Source organism: Acinetobacter sp. IK40 (assembly GCF_035615075.1).
Lineage (GTDB): Bacteria > Pseudomonadota > Gammaproteobacteria > Pseudomonadales > Moraxellaceae > Acinetobacter > Acinetobacter courvalinii.
On the sequence record NZ_JANBOE010000001.1, the window covers coordinates 393,672 to 417,916 of the forward strand.

The following is a 24,245-nucleotide window of genomic DNA, read 5'->3' on the forward strand; positions in this document are numbered from 1 at the left end:
CAAGTCCAATTACTATATTAAGATAAGTGCACAAGAATATAGCACTAGTTCATGCTTTCGCACAGTCAAAAAAGCTTATTTTCACTCAACGTTACAGCGATTCACAGGCTATATTTGCTTCAAAGAAAAGGACCAAAAAGCTTAAACTTTACGTTTAAATGGAATATCTTGCCGTTGACAGCTGTAGGTGCTGTTGCAGGTACTCCGTTGCAGCGGTCGCAGTTAATGGTTTCGAGAACAGGTAACCCTGTAATATGTCGCAGTTTTGTTTTTTGAGATAGTCGCGTTGCTGTTCGGTTTCCACACCTTCGGCCACAACTTTTAAGCCAATGGTTTTACCCATGGCAATCATGGCATTAACGATCGCATCCTGTTTCGGATTGCCAATTTTCAAAATAAAAGCACGATCAATTTTTAAAATGTCAATTGGATATTCGGTTAAGTAGGCCAGAGAAGAATAGCCGGTACCAAAGTCATCCAGTGCGATGCAAATCTGACGTTGTTTCAGGGCATTGAGAATGGTTTTAACATTTTCGGTATTTTCCAGAAAGGCGGATTCGGTAATTTCCAGTTCCAGATTTTTGCCAGAAATGCCATACGTCATCAGGACATCATCAATATCATGCAGTAATTGACCACGCAAAATCTGTTGGGCCACAATATTGACGGCAATATTGATATTATTAAAGCCAAGTTGCTGCCAGGCCTGTAACTGCTTGGCTGCTTCATGTAATACAAACTGTCCGATATCAGAGATTAAACTGGTACTTTCTGCCAAAGGAATAAAAATGCTTGGCATAATTAATCCTTTGCTTGGATGTTTCCAGCGAATCAAGGCTTCAAAACCATTGATCTGGTCATCGATTGCGCTGATCTTTGGTTGATAATAAACCACCAGTTCCTTGTTCTGAATGGCCTTTCGCAGATCAAGTTCCAGATCACTGTATTTGGCAACAAAATTGGCTCTTTCATTGGAATAATAATGGATGGTATTACCGCCTAAACGTTTGGCTTCGTTCAGTGCCTGTTCAGCATGGGTATTTAAATTATCCACCTGACGGCCATGCTCTGGATAAATGGCCACGCCAATAGAAATGCTGACAAAATACTCCTGATCGGCAATATAAAATGCTTTGCTAAAAGCTTCTACAATGTTATTGCAGAGTTGATGAATAGGCGGATGCAGATGGGATATCTCATAAATAATGGCAAAATCATCTGCGCTTAAATGCGCCACTAGCAGGGCATCAATATTACTGATGCGTAGACGTTGTGCCACCTGTTTGAGCAACTCATTGCCGGCTTTATTGCTGATGATTTCATTGAGTGCGCGGAAACGGTCAATGTTTAGACGGATAACAGCCAAATGTTGAATGGCAGGTTCATTGACCAGATATTGATGCAGTTGCTGCTGATAATAAAAACGGTTGGGCAGGTCGGTTAGCGTATCGTAATTGGTCAAATACGATAAGCGCTGTTCTTGATGCTTACGTTCAGTCTGATCCGAAACAATACCGATATAATTAATAACGCGATCCTGTTCATCTTTGACTGCATTGATATGAATCCAGAGGAAACATGACTTATCTGAAATATAGGTTTCCTGAAATTCACCTTCATATTCCTGCGCTTCACGTAGGGTATCCAAGATGGAGAGATGGAAATTATGATGATGCTGTTTATTTTGTCTGGTAATTTCAAACAGCTGTTTGCCTACAACAGCTTGCTTATCCAGACCGGTCAGCTGTTCGTATTTAGGGTTGATCTCAACATAATTAAAGTGTTCATCCAGAATGAAAATACCTTCGGAGGCCTGTTCAAACACATTGGCAGCCAATTTCAGCCGTTCCTGATCTTTCTTTTCCTGATTGATATCACGGTGCACACCCACCATACGTAAAGCGTTACCATTTTTCGGATCTCTTAAAATGACCTGACCGACAGCGTGAATCCAGGTCCAGTCGCCATTTCCATATTTAACACGAAAGGTTTCTTCATAACGTGGGGTTTGGCCGGATAAGTGTTGATGGAGCGTGTTTTTTACCCGTTCAACATCATTAGGGTGGGCAACCTCATTGAGCAGGCTATAAAGGTTCTGGGCATTATGCTCAACTTCATGCGGTGGAGTTATATTATGAATGGTATTTTCAAGATTCCAGTCCCAATGCTGAATACCTGCAGTTTCGTGTGCCAAGGCCAGACTCTGACGATTTTCCTCTAAACTTTCGTTCATCTGGGTTAGGTCAAAAGTACGCTCACGAACTTTTTGTTCGAGCAAATGATTATTGAACTGCAACTGGGCTTCGATATCTTTAGACTTGTTTACCTCATGCTGCAGTTGCTGGCACAGTTCTTCTGTCCAGTGGTTGTGCTGTTCTGCGACATCAATCAGCTGTTTATTTTTTTCAAGCACCAGTGCCAGATGCTTGTGAATCTTGTAGGTGGCCTGGGCACAAAGTACGGTTGCGAAAAAAGATGAATAATAGGCCAGATAGAATAAATTATGTTCATGATCCCGTTGTATAAGCTGGGAAATAAATAATGGCGTGATACTCGGGATAAAAAATAAGAAGAAATAACGAATATGTTGGGTTAAAAAAGTCAGCGCAATAATATGAGAGGCAGTCAGTAATAACGCGGTAAGTGTTAAAACGTGCGTGCCGATTAAATTCGGAACATCATTGCCTAAATAATCATTAATAATGACCGTATTGGCGCCAATCAATAAACCGGTAAAAAAACAGATCAGTTGAAAGATAAGATGGGTGGTGTGGCTATAGCGAACCGCAGAGTAACGTTTTAATAAAAAATGACAAATACAGGAAAAACCAAACAGGATGGCAAGGGTGATACTCATCCAGGTGGTAAAAATATTGGATTCAAATGTATAAAAAGCGCCAAACAGCGCATAATCTAACAGACAAATACCAAACACACTTATGACAAATAAGCGGACATGATTCGGATAACTAATTTGATCCGTATAGATAAACTGTGGCAAGCTTTTGTCCTGTACCCCTAACATATAAAGCATAATCCTTTTCATTTTTTATCTATGTGCACAGTCTTTGTTTTTTTGTAAACATAGTCGATTTGCGCTTTAAATTAGCGCTAAATAAAATGGAAAGCAATGCTCAGGCATGATTAGGGTGCAAAGTGATAATTCAAAATGGATAAAGCCACAACCGGCGCGGTTTCTGTTCTTAAAACCCGATCTCCAATACACCAGTTTTTAAAATTATTTTGATTAGCAATGTTAATTTCTGCTTCACTTAGGCCACCTTCTGGACCAATCAGTAAGGCCAGATCCGGTGAACTATTTAACAGTACATTTTCCTGATCTTTATTCGGGGCAAGTACAAAACGGGATACAGGTAAATCGGACTCAACCCAGTCGCTGAGTGAAATAGGCGCAAGAATTTCCGGTACACGGTTCATGCCGCATTGTTCACATGCAGCAATGGCAACAGACTGCCAGTGATCCAGTTTCTTTTGATCACGATCATACTTTAAACGCATTTCGCAACGTTCACTGGTCAAAAGCTGAATGGTGCTCACGCCGAGTTCAGTGGCCTTCTGGATCGCATAATCCATACGATCCCCTTTACTCATGACTTGTCCTAAGATTACTTTAAAAGGTGCAGTACGATCTGCTGCATCAAATTGATCGACTGAAACAAAGGCATTTTTTTTGTTGATCTGAGTCAGTGTGACCACATATTCGCCACCTTTTCCATTGAAAAAGATGGCCTGTTCTTGTTCTTTGGCACGAAGCACGCGTACCCAGTGATGAAATACCGATTCTGTTAATTCAATGGTATGGCCAGTATTTAATTCGGTTTCGATATAAAAACGATTCATGCTTGGGTAGGGCTCGTACAAATTAGTTTAAACCAAGATCAACAACCAGTTGTCGAGTCGGTTCGGTTTGGTTCATTGAGTAGAAGTGCAGGGTTGGTGCGCCACCTGCGATCAGTCGCTCGCACAGATTCACAATCACTTCGTGACCGAAAGCTTTGATGCTTGCGCTATCATCACCATAGGCAGCCAGTTGCTTACGGATCCAGCGTGGAATTTCGGCACCTGTACCATCAGCAAAGCGGATCAGGTTGCTTGCATTGGTGATCGGCATGATACCTGGTGCAACTGGAATATTCACGCCTGCTTTGGCAATTCGTTCAATAAAATAGAAATATGCATCTGGATTGAAGAAAAATTGGGTAATGCCCGCATTGGCGCCTGCATTGACTTTTTCTACAAAACGCTGGATATCCCCATCGAAACTGTCTGCTTGTGGGTGCATTTCAGGATAGGCAGCGACTTCAATGTGAAAATGGTCACCTGAATGTTCGCGAATAAAACGAACCAGATCCTGAGCATAAGGGAGTTCACCCAGGCCGACCTGACCTGACGGTAAATCACCACGCAATGCCACAATGCGATCGATGCCTTGAGATTTATATAAGTCTAATAGCTCAGCGATACGTGCCTTATCATCCCCGATACAAGACAAGTGCGGTGCAACAGGGGTTCCTTGACCATTAAAGTCATTGATCGCCGCTAAGGTGCGTTCACGGGTAGAACCGCCAGCGCCATATGTAATGGAGAAAAACTCTGGATTTAACAGTTGTAGTTCTTGGTGAACAACACGTAACTTTTCCGCACCCGCATCAGTTTTTGGTGGGAAAAATTCAAAAGAAATAGGAACACGCTTGGTCATTTCAAATCCTTTTTAACTCGCCTGGAAAATTTTAGAAAAAAGGGCAGTCCGTAAAACGTCTGCCCTGATGTTCTTAGTATTTATAAGCGTCAGATTTGAACGGGCCTTCCACAGGAACGCCTAAGTAATCTGCCTGTACTTGCGTCAACTGTGTAAGCACACCACCGAAGCCAACAACCATTGCCGCAGCAACTTCTTCGTCTAATTTCTTAGGCAGTACTTCTACGCGAATCGCCGCTTGTTTTTGATCGGCAGGCAAATCAGCAAATTTCTCAGCGAATAAATGCATTTGACCTAAAACCTGGTTGGCGAAAGAACCATCCATGACACGTGACGGGTGACCTGTGGCATTACCAAGGTTGACTAGGCGACCTTCTGAAAGAAGGATCAAATAGTTGTTTTCATCTTCTGAACGATATACTTGGTGGACTTGTGGCTTTACTTCAACCCACTTGTAACCACGGAGGTAAGCTGTATCGATTTCAGTGTCAAAGTGACCGATGTTACATACAACCGCACCCGCTTTTAAGCTATCTAACATGGCTGAATCACATACGTGATAGTTACCCGTCGTTGTTACAACAAGGTCAGTATTGCCGAGTAGGTCGTGATTGATGTCTTCTTTCTTGCCAGTTTGTACGCCATTTTTGTATGGAGAAACAACTTCGTAGCCATCCATACATGCTTGCATTGCGCAAATCGGGTCCACTTCAGTGACACGTACGATCATGCCTTCCTGACGTAAAGATTGCGCCGAACCTTTACCCACATCACCATAACCGATCACAAGTGCACGACGACCAGAAAGCAACATGTCAGTTGCACGTTTGATCGCATCGTTTAATGAATGACGGCAACCGTATTTGTTGTCGTTTTTCGATTTAGTGATCGAATCATTCACATTGATGGCAGGAACTTTAAGTGAACCGTCTTTCCACATTTCCAATAGACGTTGTACGCCTGTTGTGGTTTCTTCGGTAATACCGTGAATGCGTTCTAACAGCGCAGGGTATTTTTCGTGAACAAGTGCAGTCAAGTCACCGCCATCGTCCAGAATCATGTTGGCATCCCAAGGCTGACCATTCACATTGATCTGTTGCTCTAGGCACCATACATATTCTTCTTCTGTTTCACCTTTCCAGGCAAATACAGGCACGCCGCTTGCAGCAATGGCAGCAGCAGCATGGTCTTGAGTCGAGAAGATGTTGCATGAAGTCCAACGTACTTCTGCGCCAAGTTCAACCAATGTTTCAATTAAAACAGCAGTCTGGATGGTCATATGGATACAACCCAGAATTTTTGCGCCAGCAAGTGGTTTAGCAGCAGAATAACGTTTACGTAAGCCGATCAAAGCTGGCATTTCTGCTTCAGCAAGTTTGATCTCTTTACGACCGTAGTCAGCAAGGGAAATATCGGCAACTTTATAATCTGTAAATGAAGCATTCACCGCGTTCATCAGGATCTCCTAGAAAAAATAGTATGGATCATTCTGTTCGCGGATGCCGTTGTTGGCTAAAGCGAATGTTTAACCGATCGTCGAGCCTGGCAAATTGATCTTTAATGCCGATCAATTGTCGCAGCATCCCTCGACTGGGCAATATGATACTTGGAAATCGGTTGCGTTCCAATGAAATTTTTATTGGAAATGGCTAGAAAATGAAGAATTAAAAAGGGAGATAAAGTTAGAACTATGCTTATCTTTATAAATCAAGGATTCCAAATCCCTTTGGAACCCTCGTGTTTTGGAAATTTTATCATTAGGCTTTTAAATGATCTTCGAATTCTTCACCCAACTGCATTGCTAAAGCATTACCAGAGAGATCGCCTGTCACCAAACCATATTCTTTTTTAAAGCTAAAGGTAAAACCACGGTTATCTGTAAGATTTTTAACTGAATATCCCAATTTTTCTAACCAAATACGGAAAGCCAATACGTTTTTTGCTTTAACAACTCTGTTTTTCATGCCAGAGATCTCCTTGTGAACATGTATTTATTAATAAGGGTCAGCCAAATTTTTTTAAAGGGGCAATACATAGAATTATTTTGCCACGTGTAAGTAATGTAAAATTAGCGTAATTTTTCTAAGTATAATTTTATCTGGTGTTTTTATATCTATTTGAATTTAAATACTAAACTATTTTTAATTTTTGGGATTTAAAAATTATTTTTTAAATAAATATTTCATGACAAATGTAAAAAATGATTTCATTTTCTAGCTTAAATGAAGCGTAGAAAATGAATCGCTTAAATTAACATCAATCATTAAAACTGATCTTTCAGGCTACGGATACGCGCGAACTCCTCAGCACTATCGGTACGTAAAAATGGATTGGTTGCAAGTTCTAGTTCAATGGTGCTCGGCAAGGTGATTTGCTCTGCATCACGTAATGCTTTGACCTGTCGCATCCGTTCTTGCAAGGCGACATTATGTGGCTCGACAGTCAAGGCAAACTCGCCATTGGCAAGGGTATATTCATGGGTGCAATACACTTTGGTCTGGATAGGTAATGCGGCCAGTCGATTTAAGGAATGGTACATTTGTTCGGCTGTGCCTTCGAATAAGCGCCCGCAGCCCATTGCAAACAGGGTATCGCCACTGAACAGGCTATCCATTTCTTCAATAAAATACGTGATATGACCTAAGGTATGACCTGGTGTTGCGATCACCTCAATTTTCAGATCATTAAAGTGAAAATGATCATTATTCTGTAGCGGATTTGAGATGAGAGAGATTTTGCTCAATTCATCTCGCGGGCCAAAGACTTCAATATTCTGATTGGCCAATAAGCCAGGGACACCACCGGTATGGTCTGGATGCCAATGGGTCAGCCAGACCTGTTTCAGCGTGAGTTGATGCTGCTGGCAAAAGGCGGTGACCAGATCAGCTTCTGTGGGATCGACCGCAACAACTTCTTTGCTGCGGGTATCTTCCAATAACCAGATATAATTTTTTAAGGCATTTTTGACGTCAATGACATGAATCTTATAGTGCATGACCGAATCCTGAATCTTTATTGCATGTGGTTATTGTGGGTGGAGTACTAAACGTTTTTAGTGCCTGTCTCTAGTTTAAGTGCAAATGTCATTCAGTGCAAAAAAGCGCTGCATTTGTACAGTAATACTGACTTTTTAAGGCAGATTTTGACGTCGATATCCACGCAATTTATTAATAGTTGACAAGTGTTGTATTTTCAATAAAGATGAAAGAAAAGTTTTATAAGTGAATGATTTATATTCATCTTTGATCCTATAAGAAATACTTTATTAAAGCTAAACTATTTAAAAATTAGATTTAACAAAATAAGGATGAGGTCGTTTAAATCATCATAACAAAGCAGGGGGAGCTTATGTCTGATGTGGCTGATCACGAAGTGGTCATGATATTTAAAAAATATTTATTTCCGCTCTCTGCCAAATTGACAGAAATGTTGAATGAACACTTTAGCCATCAAACAGAGCGCAGAGGTTGTGGCTATACACAAGCGACGCGGGTGATTGCAGAGTTTGTTTCGCAGGTGCGTGATCCGGTCGGGTTTCAGGATTTACGCATTTTTGAAGATTATGAAAGCAAAGCGCTGAAAAATATTCTCAACCAATCTGCTTCTTATGGCCTGTCACTACAAACATGGCGTAATCTGGATATGAATGCGGATGTCCAGCAATATTTACAGCGTTTAGATGCACAAGAACCATTTACTCAATATTTGCGACAGGAAGTGGAATTCCAAGCCAAACTCAGAAATATTCATCAATATGCCCAGCTCGAAGAAAGTAAACTGATCTGTCAGTTGCTTGCCGATATTATCCTCCCTCATACAGCGCAGGATTTTGGCATGATCGAATGTCAGGCTTTGGCTGAAAAGCCGAAGGTAGGTTCTTGTCCCATGGCGGAAAAATTCTTTTTGCGCATTGCCCATCACCGTTTATTACGGCAGGGCGAAATCAATATTTTTGTGGACCAACATGATCAGCCGGTGATGATGGAAAAGCTGAATATGGGGGATAACCATTCTTGTATCAGTCTGGTTCCTTTAATGATGAATGGGGTCCGATTACCGGCAGGCAGTTTATTCTCTACACATTATGAGATTGAACAACTCGAAAAGCATAAAAACAAGCAATATAAAGGTTATGTGATTCCGATTGCCAAAATGCATGGTTTCTGGTTTTTACGTCTAACCACCTTGGCTGTTTCGCCACAACATCGTGCGCGGGCATTTGGCTATCATTTTAAACAACAGGTCGATAATGGATTATTCAGACCGGATAGCACTGAGTTAAGTCAGCTGATGGATATTGCCAAAGATCAGATTTATGTAGGACATCCATGCTAAAGGCTTGTTACTCTCCGCGATACTTTGCACAGACGCATACCAATAGTATGGAAAAACTCACCGCTGTTGCCGATGTGCTGCGTACGCATCAAATGGCAGAGCTGGTTGATCCAGGGCTGATTGATATTGAGATCTTAAGAAAACTACATCATCCACACTACGTCGATGCTTTTCTATCAGGGCAATCGGCATTCGCCACCATTCAAGGTTTTAAGCCATGGAACGAGCAGTTGAGAGATGCGATTTTATCGGTTCAGGCGGGACAATTGCGAGGCGCTGAGATTGCCTTGAAAGAAGGAATCGCTGCCAATATTGCTCAGGGATTTCATCACGCCAGTTATGAATCGGGTGCCGCGTATTGCACTTTTAATGGTCTGGCACTGGTCGCGAAGCAATATCCTGAGAAACGGATCTTCATTTTGGATTGTGATCAACATGGGGGGGATGGTACGGCTATTTTTACCAACCGTATGACCAATCTGATTAATTTTGGCATTTTTGGTATCCGTTTTGGCTGCAAGGCGGGTGAACGTAGTCTGACCCGATATATTCATCCGAAACATGGAAATTTTGATTTGTATCGAGAGGCGATCTTTGAGGCTTTTCAGTATGCATCACGCTGGGAAGCGGATCTGATGATTTATCAGGCCGGGATGGACTGTCATCAACATGATAAATACGGTTCTAAATGGTTGACCACTGAGTTGCTATTTGAACGGGATCGTATTGTCTTTGACATGGCCAAGAAAATGAAAATTCCGCTCTTGTTTGTATTGGCAGGGGGATATCAGGCGCTGGATGATTTGGTGCCTTTACATGTCAATACATTCAAGGCCGCCAATGAAATCTATTTTTCCAACTAAAAAACTAAAAACGCTCAAGTTGAGCGTTTTTTTTGAAGTAATTGATTAGCGCAATTTAGCCAACCAATCCCCAAGCATCTGTACCATTTGCACAAGTAGCAATAACACGATCACGGTTAAAATCACCACGCTGGTGTCGAAACGTTGATAACCATACGAAATTGCCAAGTCACCAATACCACCTGCACCGACTGCACCTGCCATTGCTGTTGCACCGATCAGGGAAATCGTGCCTGTGGTCAGGTTAAGAATCAGGGAGCTACGTGCTTCAGGAATAATAAACTTGAAAATGATCTGCCATGGCGACGCGCCCATAGCCTGAGCGGACTCCACAATACCTTCATTGACTTCGAGCAGAGAGGTTTCAATCAAACGACCTAAGTATGGCCCAACATAGATAGTGAGCGGTACAATCGCAGCCCATGTCCCAATTGATGTACCTACCAGCATTTTAGTCAGTGGAATCACAGCGATCAAAAGAATAATGAAAGGCAGGGAGCGCAGGGCATTCACAATCGGATTAAGGAAATAATAAATTGCACGATTTTGTAGGATACCGCCAGTGCGGGTCACGACCAGGGTAATACCCTGAATTAAGCCCCAAATACACCCAAATAGCAAAGAGAAGAAGACCATCTGGAAAGTTTCTTGCAGCGCCGTTACAAACTGGTCGATCGAGAGCGAGCTATGCCAAAAAGGAGCAGTGACTTGCGTGAGCCATTGTACGATTAAATCTCTCATTGGCTGACCACTCCAGATTGTTCTACTTTCACGCCTTGAAGTTCAAGGAACTTTACGGTTTCTTGAATGATCAACGGATCGCCCAGCAGTTGAATAAACATTTGTCCGATCACGGTACCATTAATCTCGGTCATGTTGGCAAACAGAATATTTAAGCTGACATCAAACTGTTTAATCGCAGCCTGAATCACGGTTTCCTGTGCAGAAGTGCCCAGAAACTGTAGGCTATAGATACTATTGTGATGCTGGTGTTCAAGATTACTTAAAATATTGACAGGTAACTGCTGCTGCAAAACCGTTTGGATAAAGGTTTTGGTGGTTGGGTGCTGCGGCTGGCTGAAAATATCCAAGGTTGGACCAGTTTCAATCACATGACCTGATTCCATTACGGCTACATAGTCACATACCGATTCGATCACATCCATTTCATGAGTGACCATGACAATGGTAATGTTCTGTTCCTGATTGATCTTTTTTAAGAGTGCCAGAACAGATTTGGTGGTTTGTGGGTCAAGTGCCGAGGTTGCTTCGTCACAGAGTAGAATCTTAGGGTGATTGGCCAGCGCACGTGCGATACCAACGCGTTGTTTTTGACCCCCTGAAAGTTCATCAGGGTAGGCATCTTTTTTATGTTTTAGATCGATAAAATCGAGCAATTCAGCCAGACGTTTATCCCGTTCAGCTTTACTGTGCCCCAATAATTTAAGCGGCATCTCAATATTTTCAGACACAGTTTTGGTCTGAAGAAGATTGAAGTGCTGAAAGATCATGCCAATATTTGCACGTTCTTGACGAAGTGTTCGTGCGTCCATCGCAGTAAAGTCTTTTTGATTGATAATAACTTGTCCCTGCGTCGGGCGTTCAAGCAAATTAATCAAACGGATCAGTGTACTTTTACCTGCACCACTATAGCCGATAATGCCAAAGATACTGCCATCTGGGATCTCTAAATTGATCTGGTCCAGTGCATTGATCGTTTGACCTTTCAACTGATAGTGTTTCGAAATGTTTTTAAATTGGATCATGTTCGTCAGTACTATGGCAGAAAAGAAAAAACAGGCAAAATCACTTTGCCTGTTTTATTTGAGAGTATTATATTACGAATTCGCTTCGGTGAGATAGCTTGTTGGTTTGTTCACGTCAACTTTTGTACCCGCGAAGTGTTCTTGCACATATTTCTTCACCGCTTCAGTGTGGTAAAGTGCGCCAACTTTTTGCAATACAGGATCATCTTTACGCGATTCTGCAGTGGCTAAAACGTTTACATTCAGCTTGGTGCTTTGATCTACAGGCTCATAGAAGATCGCATCTTTCAGAACGTTTAAACCACCTTCCATTGCAAGCGTATTGCCTAATAAAATCGCATCAACTTCATCTTTAACACGTACAGCTGTTGCCATTTGAATTGGTTTGATCACAATTTTTTTCGGGTTTTCAGTAATGTCAGCAGGTGTGCCTTTTACCGGATCAAAGTCAGCTTTTAACTTAATCAAGCCCGCGCTTTGTAAAAGTAATAATGCACGTGATTCGTTCGCGCCGTCATTTGGAATGGCAATGGTGGCACCTTCGGCAAATTCGTCAACTTTTTTGACTTTGCTTGAGTAGATCCCCATTGGCTCTAAATAGGTGGTTGAAACAGGTGCAATCTTATCTTTATTGGCAGCATTAAATGCGACAAGGTAAGCGTAAGACTGGAATGCATTCAGATCAACTTCTTTGTTTGCTGCTGCAGTATTCATTGCAACATAATCAGTGAAGTTTTTAATTTCAAGTTTTAGACCTGCAGCTTTAGTTTCAGGTAAAGTTGCAATATAACGCCAGATATCGGCGTCAGAACCTGTAGAAGCGATTACAACAGTTTGTAATGCAGCAGCATCACCTTTTTGCTCGGTAGATGCGGTATCCGGTTGTTTACTGCAAGCAGCAAGTAATAACACCGATACACTTAAAAAAAGACTAATCAGCTTTTTCATGTATAAATCCTAATCGGAATAATGTCGAGAAAATCAGCCTTTCTCGAGCATTAATGATTGTAATAGGTTTGTATGTTGTAAATTGGCATCGTCCTCAAACAATCACGTGAATTATTCTTGAGGTTTTCAGTAGAGTCCTTTCCACAACACGCGAAAAATAAATGAATATTCATGTTCCCATTTAGTATATATACAGCGGGAAATAAGGTATTCATATCTTTTTCTAATCAAATTTGGATTTAGCTGCAATTTGTTTTGTTAGGCTAAATATTCTAATCATTTGAAATGAATGAAAAAGAATACTGATTTAACATAAAAACAACATCTAAAATTTCGGCAATCATAGCAATAATTTAGTGCAGAGGACAGAGCAACAGCGTGTACTATGAGGTATAAGACTATGATTATTTAAGAGAAATTACAGCATAAGTAAATATAAATTGATGATAGTTTTATGGTTTTTTTAAAAAAGCGCTGTAGCCGGTTGAATTAAAACATAAATATATATTTTTCTGAATTTTATATTTAAATAATGAATATAGAAGTAGAAATTATGCAATTTAAGGAATAAAAAAAACCTTCCGAAGAAGGCTTTTTTACAGGATTTACTTATTCTGCTTTTTCACGGGCGATGGCACGATAGCCAATGTCGCTACGGTATTGCATGCCAGTGAAAGTGACCTGACCACACACCTCTAGTGCATTGATTTGTGCTTCAAGTACCGTATCACCTAATGCCGTAACGCAGAGTACGCGACCCCCTGCAGTAATCACATGACCATCAGCACTCATTGCTGTACCGGCATGGAAAATTTTGGTGTCTTCCGGAGATTGACCAAGACCTGAAATGACATCGCCTTTGCGAACAGTTTCAGGGTAGCCACCGGCAGCAAGCACGATACCAATCGATTTACGCTCATCCCATTCAGCTTCCGCTGGCAAGTTACCTGCAATACCTGCTTCTACCAAATCAACCAAAGATGATTTTAAGCGCATCATGATCGGTTGGGTTTCTGGATCACCAAAACGACAGTTGAATTCGATCACACGTGGTTGACCTTGTTCATCAATCATCAAGCCCGCGTATAAGAAACCTGTATAAACGTGACCATCTGCTGCCATACCATCCACTGTTGGACGCATCACTTCATTCATGACACGCTCAAAGACTTCCGCAGTCACCACAGGGGCAGGAGAGTAAGCACCCATACCACCTGTGTTTGGACCTTCATCGCCTTCAAAAATGCGTTTATGGTCTTGTGATGTCGCCATTGGCAAAATGTTGTTGCCATCGATCATGCAAATGAAGCTAGCTTCTTCACCTGCAAGGAACTGTTCAATCACCACACGTGAACCAGCATCACCAAATTTGTTGCCTGCAAGCATATCGTCAATCGCAGCGAAAGCTTCTTCGTTGGTCATGGCCACGATTACGCCTTTACCCGCCGCAAGGCCATCTGCCTTGATGACGATAGGTGCACCATTTTGCTCTACATAAGCTTTAGCGGCATCAACTTCAGTAAAGACGTCATAAAAAGCGGTTGGAATGTTGTGGCGCTTTAAGAAGTGTTTTGCAAATGCTTTAGAACCTTCTAGCTGAGCTGCATATTGGGTTGGTCCCCAGATTTTTAAACCAGCTTCGCGTGCTGCATCCACCACACCATTCACTAAAGGTGCTTCAGGGCCAACAATGACTAATGCCACATCATTTTCTTTGGCAAAAGCAATAATGGCTGGATTGTCTAAAATATCGAGTTCAACGTTCTTGCATTTGTCTTCAGTTGCAGTGCCTGCATTACCTGGCGCCACAAAAACCTGAGTGACTTTTGCATCTTGTGCGATTTTCCATGCAAGTGCATGTTCACGGCCACCGCTACCCAAAACTAAAATATTCATTATAAAGTTATTTCCCTTTTTCCGTATCTAAGAATATACCTGTTCAGAATAAAAAAGTCCCTCTGAATCTCCCCCAAACCCCTCTTTACGAAAGAGGGGAGCAAGCTTATTCGGGTGAAAAAGTAAGTCCCCCTTTTTTAAAGGGGGATTTAGGGGGGATTACGTTGAGACTCAGATCATTTAGTGACGGAAGTGACGCATGCCCGTGAACACCATGGCAATACCAGCTTCATCTGCTGCTGCAATGGTTTCTTCGTCACGCATTGAACCGCCTGGCTGGATAATGCATTTAATGCCAGCTTTAGCAGCGTTATCAATACCATCACGGAACGGGAAGAATGCATCAGAGGCCATGACTGCACCTTCAACCACTAAACCAGCATGTTCAGCCTTAATCGCAGCAATACGTGCCGAGTTGACGCGGCTCATTTGACCTGCGCCTACACCAATGGTTTGGCGGTTTTTCGCATACACGATCGCATTTGATTTCACATATTTTGCAACTTTCCATGCAAAGATAAGATCATCAATTTCCTGTTCAGTCGGCGCACGTTTGGTCACAACTTTCAGGTCATCTTTAGTGATCATGCCCAAGTCTTGGTCTTGAACCAATAAACCGCCATTCACGCGTTTATAGTCAAGCTGTGGCGCACGTGCATCAATGGCCGGAAGTTCACCACAGACCAGTACGCGTACATTCTTTTTCGCACCGGTAATTTCAAGTACACCTTCCGCAATGCTTGGTGCAATAATCACTTCAACAAATTGACGATCAACGATTGCTTGTGCTGTCGTAGTGTCTAATTCGCGGTTGAATGCAATGATGCCGCCAAATGCTGATTCAGGATCGGTTGCATAAGCAAGGTCATAAGCTGCCTTGATGCCATCCAGTGAAACTGCAACACCGCAAGGGTTAGCATGTTTAACGATCACACAAGCAGGTTTCGCAAATGATTTCACACATTCAAGTGCTGCATCGGTATCTGCAATATTGTTATAAGAGAGTTCTTTGCCTTGTAATTGCTTGGCAGTAGAAACAGAGGCTTCTTTTGCATTTTCTTCTACATAGAAGGCTGCGTTCTGATGCGGGTTTTCACCATAACGTAAATCTTGTGCTTTATTCAGTTGCGTATTGAAGGTACGCGGGAAGAGATCCGCTTCGCCTTCTGCTTTACCCACGCGTGCACCTAAATAAGAAGCAATCATGCCATCGTATTGTGCTGTATGCTCAAATGCTTTAACTGCTAAATCGAAACGTGTTTCATAAGACAGCGTACCATTTGCTTTTAGCTCGGCTACGACTGTGTCGTAGTCTGCTGCATTAACGATAATACCCACTGAAGCGTGGTTTTTCGCTGCTGCACGAACCATGGTCGGACCACCGATGTCGATGTTCTCGATTGCATCTGCAAGTGAACAGTTTGGCTTTGCCACAGTTGCCGCAAATGGATACAGGTTAACAATCACCAGATCAATCGGATCAATGTTGTGTTCTTGCATCACCGCTTCGTCCAGACCACGACGCGCCAAGATGCCTCCATGAATTTTTGGATGCAGTGTTTTAACACGGCCATCCATCATTTCAGGAAAACCTGTATGTTCAGAAACTTCTACTACGGCAATATTGTTGTCTTTAAGCAACTTATAGGTACCGCCCGTAGATAAAATTTCTACCCCTAGCGCTACAAGATTTTGAGCGAATTCAACGATTCCGGTTTTGTCGGATACAGAGATTAAAGCACGTTTGATAGTCATGATTTTAGTCAACAGTTTGAAGTCTACAGATTAAAACAAAGGCAAAAAAAATGCCCACGAGAACGTGAGCATTTTATCAATTATTCACTCATTAAACCGTGAGCTTTTAACTTTTTGCGTAAAGTTCCGCGGTTAAGGCCTAAAATCTCAGCAGCACGCGTTTGGTTGCCACGAGTATATTCTAAGACCACAGATAAAAGAGGTTTCTCCATTTCTGCTAAAACCATGTCATAAACTTGAGATGGTTGCTCACCTTGCAATTGTGCAAAATAATGACGAACTGCGCGATCTACATGGATGCGAAGAGCGACATCAGATTGAGCCGTAAAAATAGGAGATTTGCTATTCATGCGTGTTAATCCGAAAAATCAAAATATCACTTGGGTAAAGTGATATAAATGTGGTCTAAATTACTGAGCCCCGTTTTAGATCCTAAAACAGTGACTCTAAAACAAAAGGACTATTAGCTTGCCACAAATCCTCGAGTTGTGTAAAAAATAAGCGTAACAATAGTTAAATATTTGTTACTGCCTACTTTCAAAAACAAAAAAACCAACAATGCGCTTATTGGGTAAAAGCACAGTTCGTTTAACGATTTTATTGTCTGTAAATTACGAGGAGTAAGTGGGTCAAAGCATTCGTGGCGCGTATCATACCACTGTCAGCGAAAAAGTGAGCAAATTAACTGCACTTTTTTTTGTTTTTTTGTCACTTTTTTGAGCTTTTAGGGCTGTACAAATTCTAAACTATAGTCATTGAAGCTATTTTTGCTTTTCGGAATGATAAATTCGAAGCGAAAAGGGCTATTGGATGGAATGCGTTGAATCGTTTTTAAACTGTCAACTAAATAGTCTTGTGGTTTTAAAACCGTAGATGAAATCGCTTCACCATTTTGTTTAAGTATCACTTTTATTGGAGGCAACACTACGCTATTGGCATCCTGATTAAGCAATACCCCTGAAAAACCTGTGGCATCCTGCTCAACCCGTTTCAATTTTACTTTCTCAAATGACAGCGACTGATATTGCTCATTGCTGATCTTGCAGTTGAAAACACCACAGACATAATTAAACATCTGATTTAATGCCGGGCTTTCATGCATGAGTTTCGGGTTAAACCATAAAATCTGGAAAGCAAACACCAGAATCAGGGCAATATTACCGATTCCCCAAAGGGTGTAATACAACCAGCCATGTTGCTTGTCGTTATTCTCCTGCTCAATTAAAAGTGCATCTTCTGAAAGATTCAGGTTGGGCAGGGCGGTAACCGGTTCGGTATTAAAATAATTCAGGTTATTTAGATAGGTAAGTAGGTCAATATTAGAATTTTCAATTTTCTGGTCGAAGATGCGTAAGATCTGCATCTGTTTTTCTGCAAATGAGCTATCTGGCTGGATCGAGGAAAACAGTGAGCGATTGATGGGTGCTGGTGTCGCTTCACTGTCTGTTTCGAGCAAATTGGTTAATGCATTAAAGTTAATCACGCATTTTGGGCAACAAACCATGCCCTGTGCAACACTGAGTTGTGAAAGGGTCACTTTGTACACAGTTGAACATTTAGGGCAGCGGGTTTGTTTTTCACTCATAATTTATAAAATTCTCAGCTTGTTTTTCGTTTTCCTGAAATGCGGCACCAGTTTTCTTCACGCTTTTCAATTTCTAATATATCAAAAAACTCGGCGTAAACGCTAGAAACATCAGCAACTTGCTCTTCAATTACACCTGCTAGTGCGAACTCTCCCTCATTTTTTAATAAAGTTGAGAATTCAGGCGCAAGTGCCATCAGTGGGGCTGCAAGAATATTGGCAACCAGAATATCAGCCTGTTGAGGTTTGAATTCCTGATCAAACTCTTCAGGCAAGCCGACATAAAGGCGGTCAAGCACGCCATTTAACTCGGCATTCTGTTTGGTTGCGAGTACAGCTTGCGGGTCGATATCGGTTGCATAGACTTTTTTAGCACCTAATAAAAGGGCAGCAACACCTAAAATGCCTGAACCACAGCCATAGTCGATGACAACTTTATCTTTAACATCGGTTTTGCCTAACCATTGTAAGCATAAGAAAGTGCTGGCATGGTTACCTGTACCAAAAGCCAGACCTGGATCAAGCTTGATGTTGGTCGCATCGGCTTCAGGTGGTTCTAACCATTCAGGAACAATCCAGAATTTTTCACTGATTTGAATCGGTTCATAATAATCCATCCAGGCACGTTCCCATACCTGATTTTCAAGGTATTCATGGCGCATCGGCACATCTGGAAGTTGAGCTTTAAGGAAAGTTTCCAAAGCATCTACATCAATCGGGTCATCTTCTTCTTGTTGGTAAATACCTGTAACGATGACTTTATTCCACAAAGGTGTTTCACCTGGTAACGGCTCAAGCAGGGCCTGATCTTCTGCATCATCTAAAGTGACACTCACCGCACCCAATGAAAGAAGCAATGTTTCGGTCAGTTCAACTTGATTTTGATCAACAGTAATATGAATTTGTAGCCAGTTCACAGGAAAACCTAAATAAATGTATTTGTGGGTATTGTAATAGATTAAAACTTATTAAAGGGATTATAAAATAGACAGATTACAATTTTAACAGCAAATATTTGACGGCGTGAGCGCTATTACATTGTTTTTAGATTTTATAGACAAAAAAAGAAGGTCATGGAGACCTTCTTTATTCTTGCTGCAATTATGGCGCAGTCTGTTCAACATCAGGAGCAACTGGCGGAGCAGGTGTCGCTGCCGGTGCACTCATCGCAGGCGCAGCTTCCATTGGAGCACTGCTCACTGGACGTGGAGCGGACTGGGTTTCAGAGAGACGACTTTGTGTGTCTACAGCAGCATTAGAAGCTGGCATTGGCGGTTGGAATGCGAGTTTACCTGCTTCATTAGGTTCGCACGAACCGTTGAAAACAACGCCTTTATACGCAAATGAAACTGGGTCACCTTGTTTTTTGCCTTTACAAACCTGTTGATACTTTTTGGCTTGTGGGTCTTGGGTAGCTTTGGTATCCGCCGCATGTGCAGCTACGCTAAAACATAGGCTACAAATAAGAGATGAAAATAAAAGCTTTGTGTTCATATCATTTTCCTAAAGTATTTGTTATGCACTTTTTAGGATAAGAAATTCATCAAATAAAACAGTGGTGTTCGAGTTAATAGTTTAAGTAGCTCTGTTAAGTATAAGATGAAAATGCAACAGAACGTTTCTTTTTGTATGTTTTGTCAGCATAACTGCGGCTTAGAATCCAGCAGAATGTTGACGGTTTTTGCCAATTTGCTGCAAAACTCCTATATAATACTCTGTCATTTTTTGAATACATATTTACCACTATGCACTATCCTAAAGTTTACGACGTTATCGTAATTGGTGGCGGTCACGCTGGTACGGAAGCGGCACTTGCTGCGGCACGTATGGGAAGACAAACATTATTGTTGACGCATAATATTGAAACTTTGGGTCAGATGAGCTGTAACCCGGCAATTGGTGGTATTGGTAAATCGCATCTGGTCCGTGAGATTGATGCCCTTGGTGGCGCCATGGCGCTTGCGGCGGATAAAGGTGGTATTCAATTCCGTATTCTCAATTCGCGTAAGGGCGCTGCGGTTCGTGCGACACGTGCACAGGCAGATCGCGTACGTTATAAAGCTGCAATTCGCGATACGCTGGAAAATCAGGCCAATCTGGATATCTTCCAGCAAGCAGCAGATGACTTAATTGTTGAAGGCGATGCGGTTAAAGGTGTTGTGACCCAGATGGGTATTCGCTTTGATGCCAAAACTGTGGTACTGACAACCGGTACTTTCCTTGGTGGTGTGATCCATGTGGGTTTACAAAACTCGAGTGGCGGTCGTGCAGGAGATCCACCATCAATTGCACTAGCTCATCGTTTACGTGAACTTAAACTTCCTGTGGGACGTTTAAAAACAGGCACACCACCACGTATTGATGCTCGCTCAGTTGATTTCTCTGTGATGACGCCACAACCGGGTGATTTTCCATCTCCTGTCATGTCATTTATGGGTGATGCCTCAATGCACCCTGAGCAAGTCAATTGCTATATCACCCATACCAGTGAAAAAACCCACGAAATTATCCGTGGCGGTTTAGACCGTTCACCAATGTATACCGGTGTGATTGAAGGTGTTGGTCCACGTTATTGCCCATCGATTGAAGATAAAATTCATCGTTTTGCCGATAAAGATTCACATCAGGTATTCCTAGAGCCAGAAGGCTTAGATACCCATGAGCTTTATCCAAATGGTATTTCGACTTCATTGCCGTTTGATGTACAGTTCAATTTGGTACGTTCGATCCGTGGTATGGAAAATGCACATATCCTGCGTCCGGGTTATGCGATTGAATATGATTATTTCAACCCACAAGCCTTGAGATTCACACTTGAAACCAAAGCGATTCAAAACCTGTATTTTGCTGGTCAAATTAACGGTACCACAGGCTATGAAGAGGCGGGAGCACAAGGTTTACTTGCAGGCTTAAATGCTGCGCGCCGTGCTTGGGAACAAGAAGAGTGGACACCAAAACGTGATCAGGCTTACATGGGCGTGTTGGTCGATGACCTGATTACTTTAGGCACCAAAGAGCCGTATCGTATGTTTACCTCACGTGCGGAATATCGTTTGATGCTGCGTGAAGACAATGCAGATCAACGTTTAACCACGATTGGTCGTGAGCTGGGTCTGGTGGATGATGAGCGTTGGGCGGCTTATAGCGAAAAAATGGAAGCTGTTGAGCGCGAAACATCTCGTTTACAACATTTGTGGGCTGCACCAAACAACCCGATGGGTAAAAAATTCGTTGAAATGACAGGTGCCGATCTCAGCAAAGAATGTAGTGCGGTTGATTTGTTGAAACGTCCAAATATCAATTTCAGTCAAATTGCGGAATTAACCGGTTCGGAAGTTTCACAGCAAGTCGGTGAGCAAATTGAAATTGCGGTGAAATATGAAGGCTATATCAATCGCCAGCATGAAGATGTGGCGCAATTGAAGCGTCTTGAAGAAACCAAGATTCCTGCTGATTTTGAATATGATGGTATTTCAGGCCTATCACGTGAAATTACCTTGAAGTTAAAGACAGTTCGTCCGGAAACCTTAGCGCAGGCAAGCCGTATTCCAGGTGTAACACCAGCCGCTGTACAATTACTGATGATTACCATCCGTAAAAACAATATGGCCAAGAAGTCAGCCTAAGCTTTCAATTCGACTTGTTCAAATAAACACTAAAAACACCCTTTAACAGAAGGGTGTTTTTTTCTCTGAGTATTTTACTCTTATCGTCATAAATATAGACCTGCTGAGGTGCGGTGAAATGAAAAACTGGATTATTTTATTTATCGCAATTATCGCGGAAGTGATTGCCACTTCAGCATTGAAAAGCAGTGAAGGTTTTACCAAGCCGCTCGCTTCAATTGTGGTTGTGCTGGGGTATGTAATTGCATTTTACGGTCTCTCTTTGACGCTTAAAACCATTCCAGTCGGGATTGCCTATGCGATCTGGTCAGGTGTCGGGATTGTTTTAATTACCATAGTAGCCTGGTTCGTGTTTGATCAAAAACTCGATATATGGGGGATTATTGGAATTGCGCTGATTATGAGTGGCGTATTGATCTTGAATCTATTGTCAAAATCCAGTTCGCATTAATCTTTTTAAAATAATAAAAAACCGAACTGGTTGAGTTCGGCCTTTTAGAGGGAATTTACAGTTTTAGGTTATCGGCCTGCAAAATCGAAAATACCATTGATATGAAAAACTCGAATTAGTGCTGGGTTTTTTTCATCCTTAGAATATAAAGGCGTGTTTTTAAAGGTAACTTTTGTATTGGCTGCATCATAACTGATACCCCGACAAGGTTGAGTCGTATTACAACTAAAATTATTTTCGAAACGTTTTAATAAGCCAGTGCTAGGATCAACTCCTAATTTAACTTCTTTGAAGTTGATCTTTATAATACTATTGTTCTGAAGAGTTACCTGAATGATTTCATGTCCAAATTCTTGTTGATTGTTATTGACGACATCAAAATATAAAGCAGGACGGTTAAGAGGTGGAATAAGGGTATTTTTATCATCAGAAATGATAGTTAACTGTGTAAGTGGTTTATTTACTGTAATTGAGCCATCGAGTTTAAGGTTGGTTGTGCTGCAATCTGAAGGTGGACTATATGTTTGCTGATATTTTGTTTGATTAAAAGTTAGATTTATCTTGTCTGTTGTTTCTTGTACTTGAATCGACAATGGGTTTTGAACAGGAATATTGGTCTCAATGAGTCCTAGGCATCCTGTTATTGGGGAGGCTTGATAGGATTTTGTATAAACAGAAGAATTTGATCCATCGTTGTAAGATGTGAGTGTTGTAAATAAATCTGACTTAAGTCCTTGATTAACTCCATTATCGGTATAGGTATTAAAAGTAACATTTTTTGATTCTGGTTCGTAAATGATACCGATTGGAGAGATCGGTTGACTATTTATAGAAAGGTCTACCTTGCTTGTTTTTCTAATGCTTTCAAATGATTGAGGTGGGATGGATAGTTTTCCTGTTAACTTTCCATTTAATGTCATGACACTTTTGGTTGTATTGGTAGACTCAGCTAGAGTTAGGTGTGGAGTGGATAATTTAGTATTGTTAAATATAATTTCACTATGCCCAGTCTTGTCATCAAAATTAATTTTTATGTTTTTACAGACATCGTAAAATGAACTACTACAACTATATTGCATAGAACCTATTTCTAATTGACCTATCTCGATCCTTTTGCTACCAATTGAAACAGCTAATATTTCTTTAAGTATTGGATCGTAATTAACATGAAGTGTCTTATTGGTATCATTTTTATCAAAATTGTAGCTCAAAATAATTGAGCTACTTCCACTATCAAAATGATGCGTAACTGAATATGCATTTATTTCATCATTCTGATTACTTTTGCTGCTCAATATCTGAATGGCTGGTTCTGCATCCTTTTGCAAGCTTAAAGTGCTTTGAAACTCAGTATTAAATGGAGTGGGGGTAGTTGTATTGTCTTGAGGCGTTTTACTGTCATTTCCACCCCCACAAGCTGAAATTATCATTGCTGTGGTTAAAATAGTAATACCAGATTTAATCTTTAACATTTTTAGTTTTCTATATGGATTATTTTAGAAAAGAATAATATCTATTCATCACGCTATTTCAAAGTGTTTTAAATAATATTTGCGATAAACGATCGATCGACAGGATTAGGTGGAGTGGGGGTGATAGATAATTTATAAGGTCATTTCTAATCTTTTGCTTTTCATTGTGCTGCTCAATATTTTTTTGGGTTGAATCTGGTTATAAGCTTCTATTAAAAGAAAACGTGCTGCTTAATCAACGCTTTGTTCCTTGAATTTGTCATCACCATGACCCATCCATTTCTCATGGCTCATTTTTTAAATAGACTCACTTAAAATTAAAGCTTTAATTTTGGTGGCTTTCTCAAAATGATTAAGTTGATGCTTCATGATCCACCAGTGAGCAGCTTCCATTAAGCGTTCAGGATCATCATTCTTATTGGCAAAGAAAGCATAAAAAGAAAGCCCGACATCACTGCCTTTTTTGGCAATTTTTTCATTACAGACCTGAATGATTTTAATTTGAAGTTCTTTTCTCATTTTTTATAAAAACAATTGAAGCTAGATGGGCTGATTCTAGCACTTTCGAGCTAAGTCTTTATTGAATATTTGGGCAATTTCTCCTGTAGCTACAGTCAGATGGTTCATGTCTTTTTAAGTGTAGAGTAGAGGGATTTTCATCTGATTTAGGTTGAGTAGAGCCTTGGTAATTGTCTAGGTTGTTTAAGAAAACATCTAAAAAATCGAATTGGTAGAAAATATAGTGAAAATGATAATGATTTTTATTAAAATTGTAATGTTTTATATTTTTTAATTTGTTTTTAATTTTTCGTCTGAATTTTTTGAGAG

General features: G+C 41.0%; 21 protein-coding genes. 4 read left to right on the forward strand and 17 right to left on the reverse strand.

The annotated features are described in order from the left end of the window. Nucleotides 1–154 precede the first annotated feature (154 nt). The 6 genes from MSG93_RS01965 to gloB form a co-directional block, all read right to left on the reverse strand. A complete protein-coding gene (locus tag MSG93_RS01965; protein ID WP_199949430.1) occupies nt 155–3,025 on the reverse strand; it encodes an EAL domain-containing protein in 2,871 nt (956 codons plus the stop codon). Between the two features lie 119 nt (nt 3,026–3,144). Continuing rightward, the gene (locus MSG93_RS01970; protein ID WP_262768490.1) at nt 3,145–3,861 is read right to left on the reverse strand and encodes a 16S rRNA (uracil(1498)-N(3))-methyltransferase; all 717 of its coding nucleotides are present in this window, start codon (nt 3,859–3,861) and stop codon (nt 3,145–3,147) included. A 22-nt stretch (nt 3,862–3,883) separates the two neighbouring features. After that, complete coding sequence (gene metF / locus MSG93_RS01975; protein WP_005229551.1) at nt 3,884–4,720, reverse strand: methylenetetrahydrofolate reductase [NAD(P)H]; 837 nt, start codon at nt 4,718–4,720, stop codon at nt 3,884–3,886. A 73-nt stretch (nt 4,721–4,793) separates the two neighbouring features. Continuing rightward, nucleotides 4,794–6,176: an adenosylhomocysteinase gene (gene ahcY, locus MSG93_RS01980; RefSeq protein ID WP_004771530.1), complete on the reverse strand. Its 1,383-nt coding sequence runs from the start codon at nt 6,174–6,176 to the stop codon at nt 4,794–4,796. 301 nt (nt 6,177–6,477) lie between these two features. Continuing rightward, nucleotides 6,478–6,684, reverse strand: coding sequence for a hypothetical protein (locus MSG93_RS01985; protein WP_004771531.1), 207 nt, complete (start codon nt 6,682–6,684; stop codon nt 6,478–6,480). A gap of 299 nt (nt 6,685–6,983) precedes the next feature. After that, complete coding sequence (gene gloB, locus MSG93_RS01990; protein ID WP_262765001.1) at nt 6,984–7,715, reverse strand: hydroxyacylglutathione hydrolase; 732 nt, start codon at nt 7,713–7,715, stop codon at nt 6,984–6,986. Nucleotides 7,716–8,068: 353 nt separating this feature from the next. Between gloB and MSG93_RS01995 the strand changes: the two genes are divergently transcribed. Continuing rightward, the gene (locus MSG93_RS01995; RefSeq protein WP_005284715.1) at nt 8,069–9,055 is read left to right on the forward strand and encodes a hypothetical protein; all 987 of its coding nucleotides are present in this window, start codon (nt 8,069–8,071) and stop codon (nt 9,053–9,055) included. Next, entirely contained in the window at nt 9,049–9,918 is an 870-nt protein-coding gene (locus MSG93_RS02000) for a histone deacetylase (RefSeq protein WP_324619453.1), read from the forward strand. The genes MSG93_RS01995 and MSG93_RS02000 overlap by 7 nt, the downstream gene beginning before the upstream one ends. 45 nt (nt 9,919–9,963) lie before the next feature. On the opposite strand, the gene MSG93_RS02005 is transcribed toward MSG93_RS02000, so the two are convergent. The 9 genes from MSG93_RS02005 to MSG93_RS02045 all read right to left on the reverse strand — a co-directional run bounded on the left by MSG93_RS02005 (nt 9,964) and on the right by MSG93_RS02045 (nt 19,362). After that, the gene (locus tag MSG93_RS02005; RefSeq protein ID WP_004654491.1) at nt 9,964–10,659 is read right to left on the reverse strand and encodes a methionine ABC transporter permease; all 696 of its coding nucleotides are present in this window, start codon (nt 10,657–10,659) and stop codon (nt 9,964–9,966) included. Then, on the reverse strand, nt 10,656–11,684 hold the full coding sequence (locus MSG93_RS02010) for a methionine ABC transporter ATP-binding protein (protein WP_005284722.1): 1,029 nt from the start codon (nt 11,682–11,684) through the stop codon (nt 10,656–10,658). The genes MSG93_RS02005 and MSG93_RS02010 overlap by 4 nt, the downstream gene beginning before the upstream one ends. A 72-nt stretch (nt 11,685–11,756) precedes the next feature. Continuing rightward, complete coding sequence (locus MSG93_RS02015) at nt 11,757–12,632, reverse strand: MetQ/NlpA family ABC transporter substrate-binding protein (protein ID WP_324619459.1); 876 nt, start codon at nt 12,630–12,632, stop codon at nt 11,757–11,759. Between the two features lie 609 nt (nt 12,633–13,241). Further along, nucleotides 13,242–14,528 (reverse strand): phosphoribosylamine--glycine ligase, encoded by a 1,287-nt coding sequence (purD, locus tag MSG93_RS02020; RefSeq protein WP_005229564.1) that lies wholly within the window; start codon nt 14,526–14,528, stop codon nt 13,242–13,244. A gap of 180 nt (nt 14,529–14,708) precedes the next feature. Next, the gene (gene purH, locus MSG93_RS02025; protein ID WP_199972475.1) at nt 14,709–16,283 is read right to left on the reverse strand and encodes a bifunctional phosphoribosylaminoimidazolecarboxamide formyltransferase/IMP cyclohydrolase; all 1,575 of its coding nucleotides are present in this window, start codon (nt 16,281–16,283) and stop codon (nt 14,709–14,711) included. A gap of 80 nt (nt 16,284–16,363) precedes the next feature. Further along, on the reverse strand, nt 16,364–16,633 hold the full coding sequence (gene fis / locus MSG93_RS02030) for a DNA-binding transcriptional regulator Fis (protein WP_001086304.1): 270 nt from the start codon (nt 16,631–16,633) through the stop codon (nt 16,364–16,366). A gap of 374 nt (nt 16,634–17,007) precedes the next feature. Further along, the gene (locus tag MSG93_RS02035) at nt 17,008–17,868 is read right to left on the reverse strand and encodes a DUF3426 domain-containing protein (RefSeq protein ID WP_324620143.1); all 861 of its coding nucleotides are present in this window, start codon (nt 17,866–17,868) and stop codon (nt 17,008–17,010) included. A gap of 14 nt (nt 17,869–17,882) precedes the next feature. After that, entirely contained in the window at nt 17,883–18,785 is a 903-nt protein-coding gene (gene prmA / locus MSG93_RS02040) for a 50S ribosomal protein L11 methyltransferase (RefSeq protein ID WP_005229571.1), read from the reverse strand. Between the two features lie 184 nt (nt 18,786–18,969). After that, a complete protein-coding gene (locus MSG93_RS02045; protein WP_032871982.1) occupies nt 18,970–19,362 on the reverse strand; it encodes a hypothetical protein in 393 nt (130 codons plus the stop codon). A gap of 251 nt (nt 19,363–19,613) precedes the next feature. Here MSG93_RS02045 and mnmG point away from each other — a divergent pair, with 251 nt between their 5' ends. Together mnmG and MSG93_RS02055 are read left to right on the forward strand one after the other, a co-directional pair. Next, nucleotides 19,614–21,494 carry a tRNA uridine-5-carboxymethylaminomethyl(34) synthesis enzyme MnmG gene (mnmG, locus tag MSG93_RS02050; protein ID WP_324620147.1) on the forward strand — a complete coding sequence of 627 codons (1,881 nt, stop codon included), beginning with the start codon at nt 19,614–19,616 and terminating at the stop codon, nt 21,492–21,494. 118 nt (nt 21,495–21,612) lie between these two features. After that, nucleotides 21,613–21,945, forward strand: coding sequence for a DMT family transporter (locus tag MSG93_RS02055; protein ID WP_005229577.1), 333 nt, complete (start codon nt 21,613–21,615; stop codon nt 21,943–21,945). Between the two features lie 68 nt (nt 21,946–22,013). Here the strand turns inward: MSG93_RS02055 and MSG93_RS02060 are convergent, their stop codons facing one another. Next, a complete protein-coding gene (locus tag MSG93_RS02060) occupies nt 22,014–23,417 on the reverse strand; it encodes a hypothetical protein (RefSeq protein WP_324620149.1) in 1,404 nt (467 codons plus the stop codon). 297 nt (nt 23,418–23,714) lie between these two features. Next, complete coding sequence (locus tag MSG93_RS02065) at nt 23,715–23,936, reverse strand: DUF6500 family protein (protein ID WP_324620151.1); 222 nt, start codon at nt 23,934–23,936, stop codon at nt 23,715–23,717. Nucleotides 23,937–24,245 lie beyond the last annotated feature (309 nt).